General features: G+C 42.4%; 8 protein-coding genes. 2 read left to right on the top strand and 6 right to left on the bottom strand.

The features are described from left to right. Positions 1 to 30 precede the first annotated feature (30 nt). A complete protein-coding gene (locus ACFSTG_RS11150) occupies positions 31 to 1,470 on the top strand; it encodes an alpha-amylase (RefSeq protein WP_380752607.1) in 1,440 nt (479 codons plus the stop codon). Between the two features lie 149 nt (positions 1,471 to 1,619). Here ACFSTG_RS11150 and ACFSTG_RS11145 read toward each other — a convergent pair whose 3' ends face one another. From ACFSTG_RS11145 to ACFSTG_RS11120, 6 genes are all read right to left on the bottom strand, one after another. Continuing rightward, entirely contained in the window at positions 1,620 to 3,446 is a 1,827-nt protein-coding gene (locus tag ACFSTG_RS11145) for a DUF885 domain-containing protein (RefSeq protein WP_380752604.1), read from the bottom strand. A 136-nt stretch (positions 3,447 to 3,582) separates the two neighbouring features. Beyond that, positions 3,583 to 5,433 carry a CocE/NonD family hydrolase gene (locus ACFSTG_RS11140; RefSeq protein ID WP_380752601.1) on the bottom strand — a complete coding sequence of 617 codons (1,851 nt, stop codon included), beginning with the start codon at positions 5,431 to 5,433 and terminating at the stop codon, positions 3,583 to 3,585. A gap of 73 nt (positions 5,434 to 5,506) precedes the next feature. Continuing rightward, positions 5,507 to 7,504: a protein-disulfide reductase DsbD family protein gene (locus tag ACFSTG_RS11135; protein WP_380752598.1), complete on the bottom strand. Its 1,998-nt coding sequence runs from the start codon at positions 7,502 to 7,504 to the stop codon at positions 5,507 to 5,509. After that, positions 7,501 to 8,811: a tRNA lysidine(34) synthetase TilS gene (gene tilS / locus ACFSTG_RS11130; protein WP_380752595.1), complete on the bottom strand. Its 1,311-nt coding sequence runs from the start codon at positions 8,809 to 8,811 to the stop codon at positions 7,501 to 7,503. The genes ACFSTG_RS11135 and tilS overlap by 4 nt, the downstream gene beginning before the upstream one ends. A 79-nt stretch (positions 8,812 to 8,890) precedes the next feature. Beyond that, positions 8,891 to 10,195 (bottom strand): aminodeoxychorismate synthase component I, encoded by a 1,305-nt coding sequence (pabB, locus tag ACFSTG_RS11125; RefSeq protein WP_380752592.1) that lies wholly within the window; start codon positions 10,193 to 10,195, stop codon positions 8,891 to 8,893. Beyond that, positions 10,196 to 10,735 carry an NADPH-dependent FMN reductase gene (locus ACFSTG_RS11120; protein ID WP_380752589.1) on the bottom strand — a complete coding sequence of 180 codons (540 nt, stop codon included), beginning with the start codon at positions 10,733 to 10,735 and terminating at the stop codon, positions 10,196 to 10,198. A gap of 145 nt (positions 10,736 to 10,880) precedes the next feature. Here ACFSTG_RS11120 and ACFSTG_RS11115 point away from each other — a divergent pair, with 145 nt between their 5' ends. Further along, the gene (locus ACFSTG_RS11115) at positions 10,881 to 12,230 is read left to right on the top strand and encodes a DEAD/DEAH box helicase (RefSeq protein WP_380752586.1); all 1,350 of its coding nucleotides are present in this window, start codon (positions 10,881 to 10,883) and stop codon (positions 12,228 to 12,230) included. Positions 12,231 to 12,619: the final 389 nt, after the last annotated feature.

Raw genomic sequence — 12,619 nt, 5'->3', positions numbered from 1 at the left:
GGCAGCCTTTTTTGATTAAAATACTATGATATGAAAAACAAGATTTTATTTTTCCCATTTCTCTTCGCATGGCTGTTCGTGGCAGGCTGTTCAGCTGATGATGAACCTACGCCGGGAGATGGGGATGAAAAGGTAGATCTGCCACCGGCAGAAGTGCAGGCAATTGATCTTAACAGCTATGATAATGGTAGCGGAGTGATGATGCAGGCATTCTATTGGGATGTAGAGCCCAGACATGGCTGGTGGGACCTGCTTTCAGAAAAAGTGGATGACTGGGCAGATGCCGGTATAGACCGCATCTGGCTTCCTCCGGCTTCTAAAGGGGCATCAGGCGGTTACTCCATGGGTTACGACCCATCCGATTATTTTGACCTGGGAGAATTTTATAATCAACAAACCACAGAAACACGGTTTGGATCGAGGGAAGAACTCGATAATTTGATCTCTGCAGCTCATGCAAATGACATTGAAGTAATTGCAGATATTGTTCTGAACCACAATTCAGGGGGAGGAAAACAATTAAATCCTTACAGGGGTTATGAAACCTGGACCTTATTTGATAAAGAACATGGAAATGCTTCAAGTAAATTCAACCGTACCTACGAAAATTTTTATCCCAACAGCACAAGTGATTATGACCACGGAAGCCTCTTTTATGCAGAAACCAACCTGGACCACAACCAGGAATATGTTCAAAACTGGTTATGGGCGGCAGATTATTCCGTAGCAAATTTTTACAAAAATGAGGTAGGTTTTGACGGCTGGAGATTTGATTACGTACTTGGTTTCGAGGACTGGGTTGTAAAAGCGTGGATGGATGAAGTAGGCGGATTTGGAGTGGCCGAATTGTGGCATGGAGATCCCAACGTACTTGAAGATTATATTGAAGATACCGGCGTAGCAGTTTTCGATTTTGCAGCTTTTTACAAAATGGAAGAAGCCTTTGATAGATTTGATGACCTCACCTATCTCACCAGACACCAGGTATGGCAAACGTATCCCGAAAAAGCAGTAACCTTTACGGCCAATCACGATACCGAGCACAATAATCATGAGGATAATACCATTTTACCGGCGAATAAGATGAAAGCCTATGCTTTTATCCTCACCCACCCGGGGTATCCCACAATATTTTATTCAGATTATGAAAATGAGGCTTTCCAGGAAGAGTTGAACCAATTGATCCTTATCCATAACAGCATTGCCACGGGAGATGTGGAAGTGCTTTATGTAGATAATGACGAGTACATAATGAAAAGGAATGGCAGCGGAAGCAATCCCGGTCTTATCCTTTACATTAATACCTCGATCAATATGAAGGCCAGGAGTAACATCCAAACCAATTGGGATTCAACCCCGGTAATGGATTACAGCAACAATATTGATTTCATGATCACCACAAGTGAAGACGGAACGGTCTCCTTAAGAGCCCCCGCCAACGGATATGCCATTTATTCGATCATGGAATAAGCTCATCGGAAATTAAAAATATAAAGGCCGGTCAAAAATCTGATTTTGACCGGCTTTTTATATTCTATCGATGTTATCTCCATTTAATATCTGTCAGTCCTCTGCCCTCTTTCCTCTAATAAAACGTAGAAGCTAAGCCTTCTTTACTTTCATTCCTTTTTCGATGCTATCCATTCCTGTATCATCTCCTCCAAAATATTCAGCGGTACGGCACCGTGAGTAAGGACAACGTCGTGGAATTCTTTTATATCAAAATTCTCCCCCAGTTCTTCTTTTGCCAGTTCACGTAATTCCAGGATCTTGTTCATCCCAATTTTATAGGCGGTAGCCTGGCCGGGCATTACTATATGTCTTTCCACCATTTTTATTGCATCACTTTCAGCATTGGGAGAATTGGTCTTATAATATTCTATACCCTGTTCACGAGTCCATTCTTTAGAATGTATACCGGTGTCAACCACCAACCTTATTGATCTCCACAGTTCCATAGCCAGTCTCCCAAAATCTGAGTAAGGATCTTCATAAAATCCAATTTCCTTGGGGATCTTTTCGCTATACAAACCCCAACCTTCCACATAAGCCGCTTCAATCCCTATTTTCCGGAACATTGGCAGGTTTTCAAGTTCCTGTGCTATGGCCAGTTGCATATGGTGACCGGGAATTCCTTCGTGATACGCGAGGGCCTCCATCTGGTAGGTGGGCATGGCTTTCATATCATACAGGTTGGCGTAATAAGTTCCCGGTCTTGATCCGTCAAGGGCAGGCTGCTGATAAAAGGCTTTTCCTGCGCTTTTTTCCCTGAACGGTTCAACGGCTTTTACCACAATTTCTGCTTCCGGTTTGGTATTGAAAAGATCATCCAGCCGGCCTTTCATAGTGTTTATTATGGCAGTAGCTTCATTGAGATACCGGTTTTTACCGTCTTCTGTGTTTTCATAGTAGAACTGCTCGTCTTCTCTCATGAATCTGAAGAAATCCTGCAGACTGCCTTCAAAATCCACCTTCTCCATGATCTCTTCCATCTCTTTGTGGATCCTGGCCACTTCCTGCAGCCCTATTTCATGTATTTCATCTGCCTTAAGATCGGTAGAAGTTGCTCTTTTCAAAGCAGTATTGTAAAATTCCTTCCCTTTTGGAAACTTCCACACCCCATGTTCCTGTGTCGCCCGTTGATGCTGATCTTCAAGAGCAGCGATCAAATTCTCATAAGCCGGCTGCACAGAATCTGTCATAGCTTCCTGTGCCTCCAGGATTAGATCTGATTCCTGTTTTTCAGGAAGCCCTAATTTCTCTACCTTTTCCTTAAAATCTGCAAGTAATACCCCTGCTTCACTTGAGCTTTCAAAAGGTTTTCCTTTCAAGAGGTTTTTGGAAGCATCTATGGTATGGGCATAAACAAAGCTTGGCGGCATAATACCGTTCATTTCCCTTAATTCCATCCCCTTTTTTACATCTTCGAATACTTTTGGGAATTTTTTTAGTCGGGAAATATAGGCTTTGGCATCTGCTACTGAGTCTATCTTGTGCATGTTGATCAAAAAGGCAGGTAGATTCGCATGAACACCATTCATTTGGTTCACAGGATAATCGTAAAGCCTGAAAGGATAATCTTCTATCTCCTCCTCCATTTTTTGCCTGTAAAGCCTGTAACTCAACTGGGCTTCCCCGCTGAGAGCATCCCGGTCTATAGAATCTTTTAAAAATGCGAGCCTTCTTTTCGATTTTTCCAGGTCTTCGGCATACTTGAGGTGTGAAAAATTATCCCATTCCCCATAGTTAGTTTTAATGCCCAGTCTTGTTTGCAGCATTGGCGATTCTGCAAGATCCTTTTCGAATTCCCGTGCAAAAAAGCTATCTAGCCGTGCTGTTTCATTTCTTATTTTGTCGGGAGTGATGGTCTCCTCTTTTTTCTTGCAACTTGTAAAGCCAAGGGTTATAAGCATTACCAAACTAAAAAGTGGGGCGCGTAAGTTCATATGGATCAGTTTTAAGTCTTCGGGCTGTTTTCCCAGCCTCACACAATGTAAAAAAAACACACAATAAGTAGAAATATTGTTTGACCTAAACACCAGCCTTCTCATTGTGCGTTATTGAATATCTAATTAAACGTAGTTATTCCAGAACCGTAAAAATTATTTCTGAATCATGGAACACGGTATGGGTTTGCTTCTGAAAATCTTCTTCTTTGGCTTCAAAAATATTTTCTACATAGGTCTGCGGATTAAGATCAATCAACGGAAACCAGGTACTCTGCACCTGGATCTGTAATTTATGCCCCTTTTTAAAGGTATGGTGTATATCCTGAAGCTTAAAACTCACTTCGGTTTTTTTGTTCGGTTCAAAAGGTTCGGGCTTAGAGAAGCTGTTCCTGAACCTGCCCCGAATAACCTCACTCCTTACCTTCATATGGTAGTTACCCATTTTCAGATAGTCCTGGGTTTCCTCATAATCTTCGGCATGGTGAGGGTAAACATCGATCACCTTCACAATCCAGTCTGCCGCAGTACCTGTTGTAGCCACCTGCAGCTTTGCGAGCACATCTCCTGTCAGGGTAAGGTCTTCTGTCAACTCAGAAGTCTCATACACCAATACATCAGGCCTGCGCGCCGCAAATCTTTGATCATCAGTCATATATTTTCGTGGGGTAAATACCATCTTGATATCTTCAGAATAAGGAACCGGTTTTTTAGGATCGCTGATGAATTCTTCAGACCCTTCTCCCGGTTTGTCATCAAGCTGCTGATTGTTCCCCAAAAACATCGATCTTTTCACTGCCTCTTTAGGGGGCCATGCTTCATAAGATTTCCATTCACGTCGCCCGGTATCATACATATAAGCTTCCGGTAAGGCAAGAGACGCATCGCCGCTACCCTTTAAAAAGTGATTAAAGAACTTTGTTTCAACATTCTTCTGGTAATTAAGGGAAATATTATCTCCAAAATAAACATTCCCTATGGCCTGCCTTTCTTTTTGACGGGCCCAATCCCCATGACTCCACGGTCCCATTACCAGGATATTATAGTTATCACTGGTCTTTTCAATTGCCTGGTAAATATTGAAGGGGCCATAAAGATCCTCAGCATCAAATAAGCCACCCACAATCATTACGGCAGGTTTAATGTCTTTTAAATGCTGTACGATACCACGTTTCTGCCAAAATTCGTCGTAGTTGGGGTGCTCCTTCAACTGCTGCCAGAATACATTGTCTTCCCCATAATATTTATCCAGGTTGCTAAGCGGCCCAACGTCCAGGAAGAATTGGTACTGATCTTCCGTTTTTAATTCTGGAAAAGAATACCAGGTGGTATCTGAAGGAGTATCTTTTTCATATCCGAAAACAGCGGTAGCCCTCCAGTAACTTAGAAAGTAAGCCCCATTATGGTGGAAATCATCAAAAAAGAAATCTCCAATAGAAGCCTGGGGAGAAACGGCCTTAACGGCAGGATGAGCATCCAGCAGGGAGTAGGTGGAGTAAAATCCGGGATAGGAAATCCCCCAGATACCTACACGGCCGTTGTTGTTGGTTACATTGTTTACAAGCCACTCAACCGTATCATAGGTATCACTGGCTTCATCGATCTCGTTACCCGTTTTTTCAGGAATATAAGGTCGCATGTTGTCATACACGCCTTCACTCATCCAGCGTCCCCTTACATCCTGGTACACGATAATGTTCCCTTCTTTCATAAGAAATTCATTGGGACCAACCTGTGACCGGAATTTATCTTCTCCATAAGGTCTGGAGCTGTACGGGGTACGGGACATAAGAATCGGGTATTCTTTTGAAGTGTCCTTCGGTGAATAAATGGTGGTATGCAGTAAAATCCCATCCCGCATGGGAATATTTACTTCCTGTTTGGTGTAATGGGCTTTGACATCAAATTCAGCATCGGTTTGTGCCAGTAAATTAGTGCTGATGAAAATAAAGAGCAGCAGAAAAATTGATTTAGGTAAACTTTTCATTTAGAGGATTTTTTATTCAAGTCCCTAAAGATATGAATTCCCCCCTAAAGCAAAATAAAAAGTCCCTTAAGACCTATTCACCATAATTCTCTACACCTTCTGCAAGCCAGGCAGCAAATTCTTCGGAATTTGGGGTATAGCCTACAGGTTTATTAAGCAGATTCATATCTGTATCCATCAGGACATAAAATGGTTGGGAGTTATTCCGGAAGTTAAGGGTCTGGAAGGTAGCCCATTTATCACCAATGGTACGTATTTCCTTTACCCCACCGTTTGGTCTTATATAATTGAATTTCTCCTCTTCGGGCAACTCTTTGCGGTCATCAACATAGAGAGAGATCAAAATGAACTCATTTCTCATAAGATCAAACACTTCAGGATCGCTCCATACCTGTTCTTCCATCTTCCGGCAATTAACGCAGGCCCAACCGGTGAAATCGAGGAGGATTGGTTTATTGGCAGCCTTGGCAGCCGCTACTCCTTCTTCAAAGACCTTGTAGGCTTCCAGTCCTAAAGGACCTTCCGTATCCTTTTCATAGATACTATAGAATAAAGGAGGAGGAAAACCGCTCAATAGTTTCAGGTTTGCAGAACGGGTATTTGATAACCCGGGAATAAGGTATACCACAAAAGCGAGAGTTGCGAATCCAAAAAATAGCCTGGTCTTTCCCAGCTTTGTTTTTGGTCCGTCGTGTGGAAACCTCAAAATTCCAAATAAATATAACATTAGCCCAATTCCAATTAATACCCAGATGCCAATAAAGATCTCCCGTTTCAGGATCCCCCAGTGCTGCACCAGATCTGCATTTGAAAGGAATTTAAACGCGAGGGCGAGTTCTATAAACCCTAGCACCACTTTAACCGAATTAAGCCATCCCCCGCTTTTTGGAAGTGAGTTCAGCCAGTTAGGGAACAGGGCGAATAACGCAAACGGCAGGGCAAGCGCAAGGCCAAAGCCCCCCATCCCGAAAGAAAGCTGCATCGCGCCCCCATCTGTAGTAAGGGAACTACCTAAAAGCGAGCCAAGTATAGGGCCGGTACAGGAAAAGGAAACCAGGGCAAGGGTAAGTGCCATAAAGAAGACGCCTATTACTCCCCCAAAACTGGAGGCCTTGTCATCCATCTTGCTGCTCCAGGAACTGGGAAGGGTGATCTCATAATATCCGAAGAAAGAGAATGCGAAAAATATAAAAATGATAAAGAAAACGATGTTTAGGGTGACATTGGTGGAAATATTATTCAACACCTCAGGATTCACCGAATCCAGTAAGTGAAACGGCAGGGAAAGTAAAAGATAGATAAGGAAAATAAACACCCCATACATAATGGCATTCACTAGACCTTTTCTTTTGGTCCTTGCTCCTTTGGTGAAGAATGAAACAGTTAAAGGGATCATTGGGAAAACACAGGGAGTGAGCAAAGCGATCAATCCTCCAATGAATCCAAGAAAGAACAGGGTCATATACCCACTCTCTTCTTCCTGGTGCAGGTCCATCCCTCCGGCGCCCTTTGCATTGATATTAAGGGCAGCTGTTTTAGCCATATCATCCTCAGAGACAGAAATATCTTTATTCCCGGCTGTTACTTCTCCCGAAGAAAGGGAAAGACTAAAAGGTACAATTTCCGGAGCAAGACATTTTTCCTCATCACAAACCATGAAGAAGACCTCCGCTTCCACTGCAGGATCTGTTCCCGGCTGTACTTTTATATCCTGTGTAAAGGTAACTTCATCTCCAAAATATTTGATATCCATTTCAAAAACGGGATCAAAAAGAGCGGTACCATCGGGTTCTGTGGTCTCCCCAATCAATTCATATCCGGCTTCCTCATAATTGTAACTGAATTCTGTAGGCAACGGTCCTCCTTCCCCCACCTCTTCCTGAGAATAAAGGTGCCAGCCGGGCTCCAATTCGGCCGTGAAGATCAATTGATAGACCGAATCGTTTTGTTTCTCTACGGAAGCATGCCAGGTGACGGGACTTTCAATATCTGATTCCCCCTCATTGAAAATTTGTGCATAAGACGAAAAACCGGTGGTGATAAATAAAAAGAGTAATACTATTATTCTCATGGTGTATATGTTAATCGTAAAATGGAAGAAGTGTCCTCGTCCACTCCAAACCTCGAGTCTGGCCGGTGCCCTATCACCCAAACAATCTCGTCACGGGAGCAGAGTAACCAGCAATTTTCTTTCTCGGGCAAAGATAACTTCTCATCCTTAAAATATTTGCTAAGTTTCTTTTTTCCTTTCATTCCAAAGGGATAAAAATAATCGCCGACTTCCCATTTTCTTACGGTGAGGGGAAATTGCAGCTTATGTTTGTCAAGAAAGATGGTGTTCTTCCCTTCATCGGAAATTTCATTAACGTCATTAAAATGAAAAGTACCCATTCGAAGCATCACCACCTCCTCTTCGGCAAGGATCTCATACTCACGCTCATCGGGCTGCGGAAGGACCGTAAGTAATAACTGTTCCCGGTCTTTTATGAGCCGGTGTGTTTTTGAATAAACGATCTTTCCCGGCTGGGCATCCAATAAATCATATAGGTCATTCCATTCTGTAAAGCCAAAGGACCTGAATAGTTCATACAGCACCGCTTTTAAATGCGGAATGGTCTTTAGCAATTTGATATTAAAACTGTACCCAAAATCCTCTTCTTTGGCAATCCTGGGAAACAAGGTGGAAATATAATCTTCAATAAGCACCGTGCTCTGTTCCAGATGGTCAATTGTATTTTTAAAACTATCCAGCAGCTTCGGGTTCATCTCCTCCAGTTTCGGAATGATCTCCTGTCTTATCCTGTTCCTCAGATATTTCCCGCTTGCATTACTACTGTCTTCCCTCCACTTGAGGTGTGAAGTCCTGGCATAAGCTTCAATATCTTCTCTGGGAAAAGGCAGTAAAGGCCTCAGTAAGAATTCATTTCTTACCGGTATTCCTGTCAAACCTTCTATTCCGGTTCCCCTTATAAAGTTGATCAAAACGGTCTCCAGGTTATCATTGGCATGGTGAGCGGTGAATACGTGGTCAAAAGAAAGTGTTTCCCTTAGCTCCTCAAACCAATGATATCTTAACTCACGGGCAGCCATTTGGATAGATATCTTTTTACCTGCCGCATAGGCTTCAGTTTCAAAACCTTCAATAAAGACTTCACATTCCAGTGCATCAGCCAGTTCAAGTACAAAGGCTTCGTCCCCGTCACTCTCACTTCCGCGCAGATGAAAGTTACAGTGAGCAAGAGCTATGTTCAGGTTACACTTCTTACACAAATGGGCCAGAACAACACTATCTACACCACCGCTAACAGCGACCAATATCTTAGCTTCGCCGATTTTAGGGAAATTCTCCTGAAGATGTCTTTTAAAGCTTAGCAACATAGGCTCAAATATACCAAAAATGCCCGTTTTACACGGTTATCTGAAAGGGGATAAGGAACTTCTGGGAAATTATTTTCAATTATTTTTCCAGCACCTCCAGGAGTGCCTTCGCTTTGACCATACACTCATTGTATTCCTTCTCTGGCACAGAGCCCGATGTAATGGCTCCTCCTACAGAAAAGGACAAATATTTATTGTTGCGGGCATAAAGAATACTTCGTATCACCACATTGAAATCAAAATCATTATCTGGGGTAAAATATCCTACTGCACCACTGTAAACTCCTCTTTTTGTTTCCTCAAGATCTTCGATGATTTTCATGGCAGAGATCTTTGGCGCTCCGGTCATACTGCCCATGGGAAAAGTGGTTCGCAATACCTCGACAGCAGAAATACCCTCATCCAGTTGTGACCGTACCGTAGAGATCATTTGATGCACCTGTTCAAAGGTGTAGATCTTGCAAAGTTCCTCCACCTCTACCGTACCTTTTTTTGCTGTTTTGGAAAGATCATTCCTCACCAGGTCTACGATCATCACATTTTCTGAACGTTCTTTGGGATCATTTTCAAGTTGCGCTGCCAGTTCAAGATCTTCTTCGGCATCTTTTGATCTGCGGGCAGTGCCTTTAATAGGCTGAGATATGATCTCATTTCCTTTCTTCTGAAGATATCTCTCAGGTGACGCTGAAAGCAGAAAATGCTCCTGGTGCTTTAAAAATCCTGCAAATGGCGGATTGGAAATGGCATTCAGGGCCACATATGTTTTTAAGGGATCTATTTCGACATTTTCTGCATAGAATTCCTGGCAAAAATTTGCTTCGTAGATATCCCCACGCTGAATATATTCAAGGACTTCTTTAATCTTCTTCAGGTATTCCTCCTTTTCTATACGGGGCTTAAGTCTTATTGCTGACGGAATCGAAGTCTTTTCAGACTTATCTTCGGAAGAAACCATGTTGAAAATTTCCTCCAGGTCTTGTTGGAGTTCGTCGTCGACAAGATTTAGATAGCGTACTTCGAGTTCGTCACCCTTCAGAAGGAAAAGTTTTTTTGGCTGAAAGAAGAAAAGATCTGAAAAACCGAGGCCGTCAAAATTTTTTGAAGTGAGCTCCTCGGTGTCATTTTTAAGGTCATAGGAAAGGTATCCAAAAAGCCAGTCCCGGGTGGTTTCCTGATACTCCTGCAACCTGGCAAAAGCACGATGGGTATCTGTCTGAATGGCTGTAAAGGCATCTGCCGCAAGCACGGCATCATAAGTAGAAAACTTCTGTTGGTGATCATTGCTATCAAGCCATGCAACCTCCTCATATTGCTGCGACCACTCCAGCAAAGCCATTTTGATGCCCGGTACATCTTTAATTTTTACTTTTTTAAGACCCCGCACCTATTCCTTGATTAGCTGTGAAAAGGAAGTGACCACCTCCACAACACCCATCTCAAAAACTTCATTGGAAAGGGTTCCTTTTGCGGCATCAAAATTTTCATAGAACTGAGGAAGGCTGAAGCTTTCTACGATCTCTCCTCCAAACCTGGGGAATTGCAGTTTACAATATTCAAGGGAAGCAGCCCCTCCCCTTTGCCCTGGAGAGGTGCTCATTAAGAGTATCTTTTTTCCTTCCATGAACTTTCTGTCTATCCTGGATAACCAGTCGAGAATGTTTTTGAAAAATGCCGAAACATTGCGATTATGTTCGTTCACCGAAATTATTAGGGCTTGATGGTCGAGGATCTTCTCGTATAGCAATTTGATATTTTCAGGAATTCCTATTTTTTCTCTGGCATTGCTGTACATAGGGATCTCCAGCTCACGTAGTTTTAGAACTTCTATCTCGTGTTCAGTGATCCTACCTACCACATTGAGAATTAACTCGTGGTTAATGGAAACCGGACTGTTGGAACCGGCAAAAGCAAGGATCTTGGTCATAAATTGGATTGTTTGGAGCCAAAAATACGAATTATACTTCAAGGAAAACATCAGGTTTCGAGTAACGGGAGGAGTGATTTTATAAAATGACGGCATTATTGAGACAATGCTTCTCATTGTCTTACCTTTGCAAAAAATTACAAACGTGACTTTTAAGGATCTTAGCTTAACTACCCCCCTATTGAATGCCCTTGATGATCAAGGCATCACCACTCCAACTCCTGTACAGGAGCAAACGGCATCGGTCATTTTCTCGGGAAGGGATATGGTGGGAATTGCCCAGACAGGTACCGGAAAAACCCTGGCTTACCTCTTACCCCTTCTAAAAATGCTGAAATATTCGGTTCAAAAGAACCCAAGGATCCTGATCCTTGTGCCTACGAGGGAACTGGTTGTGCAGGTGGCTGAGGAACTGGAAAAGGTGACCAAATATATGAACGTTCGTGTACTGGGCATCTATGGAGGTACGAACATTAATACTCAAAAACAATTGGTTGCCCAAGGACAGGATATTCTGGTGGCAACCCCGGGAAGACTCTATGATCTGGCTATAAACCGGGATTTACAGTTAAAATCTGTTCAAAAACTGGTTATTGACGAAGTGGATGTGATGCTGGACCTTGGTTTCAGGTTTCAACTGAACAATATCCTGGAACTCTTGCCTACCAGCCGGCAGAATATAATGTTCTCGGCTACCATGACCCCAGATGTTGAGGAACTCATCTTTGAAAACTTCAGAAATCCGGAGACCATTTCTGTAGCAGCAAGCGGTACCCCCCTGGAAAACATTCACCAAACTCTTTATAAAGTTCCGAATTTCTACACGAAGGTCAATCTTTTGAAAGAATTGCTTCGGAATAAGGAGGAATTTCACAAGGTTTTGATCTTCACCGGAAATAAACGAATGGCCGATAGGCTTTTTGACCAGCTAAGTCCTGCTTTTGCGGAAGAATGTACCATTATTCATTCCAACAAGACACAAAATTATCGCTTACGCAGCATCAGGCAATTTGGAGAAGGTTTCTGCCGTATCCTGGTTGCCACAGATGTTATGGCCAGAGGGCTGGACATTGAGCAGGTAAGCCATGTCATCAATTTTGACACTCCTGCATATCCCGAAAATTACATGCATCGAATAGGCCGTACCGGAAGGGCAGAAAAGGAAGGCCATTCAATCCTGTTCACGACACCAAAGGAGGAAGAGGACCTTGAAAAGATCGAGGGTTTGATGAATATGAATATCGAACGATTGGACCTGCCTTCAGAAGTAGAGATCTCTACAGAATTGATTCCTGAGGAACAACCGAAGATCAATGAGATCAATAATCCAACTAAAATGGGGGATGCAGATGCCCCTGGCCCTGCTTTTCATGAGAAAAAGGAAAAGAATCAAAAGGTTAATTTAGGAGGGGTATACCGGCGTGAGATCAAGAAAAAGTATAAAAAACCACAAACCAGGGGAGACAAAAACTACAACCGCAAAAAGAAAAAGTAGGTAAAAACTATATTCTATCGTCTTAAAGTATAATTAAGATCATAACCCGGTGGGATAAATTCCCCGGGGGCGGCCAGTTTCTTTCATGCTTCGAATGAATGTTTCTCCAGAATAAACTTAACATTATTTAAACTAAATAAATTGTTAACTACCTTTTATGAAAATCGAAGTATAAGTGATTAAACTCTGAACATCACTTGCCATTTTTTTGTAGTAATATCAAAGGATACGGGAGATACAATATAAAAGCGAAAACAATTCCTTCTTTCATCCCTGTATTTTAAATTCCGTCTTCCTCTCCCATTATCACTGCCATCTTCTTTTTTTCACCAAAACTTCACCTCCTTCACAAAAAATAAAAAAAATTTTGTTGCCAAACCAACAGTAAA

This window comes from Salinimicrobium flavum (genome assembly GCF_042684505.1).
Classification (GTDB): domain Bacteria; phylum Bacteroidota; class Bacteroidia; order Flavobacteriales; family Flavobacteriaceae; genus Salinimicrobium; species Salinimicrobium flavum.
Note: the sequence above shows the minus strand (reverse complement) of the source record. Positions and strands in the feature narration are given on the sequence as shown.

What these genes read in the sequence shown, in the direction of transcription:
- ACFSTG_RS11150 (WP_380752607.1), top strand. Translation starts at nt 31, where the DNA reads ATGAAAAACAAGATTTTATTTTTCCCATTTCTCTTCGCATGGCTGTTC.
- ACFSTG_RS11145 (WP_380752604.1), bottom strand. Translation starts at nt 3,446, where the DNA reads ATGAACTTACGCGCCCCACTTTTTAGTTTGGTAATGCTTATAACCCTT.
- ACFSTG_RS11140 (WP_380752601.1), bottom strand. Translation starts at nt 5,433, where the DNA reads ATGAAAAGTTTACCTAAATCAATTTTTCTGCTGCTCTTTATTTTCATC.
- ACFSTG_RS11135 (WP_380752598.1), bottom strand. Translation starts at nt 7,504, where the DNA reads ATGAGAATAATAGTATTACTCTTTTTATTTATCACCACCGGTTTTTCG.
- tilS (WP_380752595.1), bottom strand. Translation starts at nt 8,811, where the DNA reads ATGTTGCTAAGCTTTAAAAGACATCTTCAGGAGAATTTCCCTAAAATC.
- ACFSTG_RS11120 (WP_380752589.1), bottom strand. Translation starts at nt 10,735, where the DNA reads ATGACCAAGATCCTTGCTTTTGCCGGTTCCAACAGTCCGGTTTCCATT.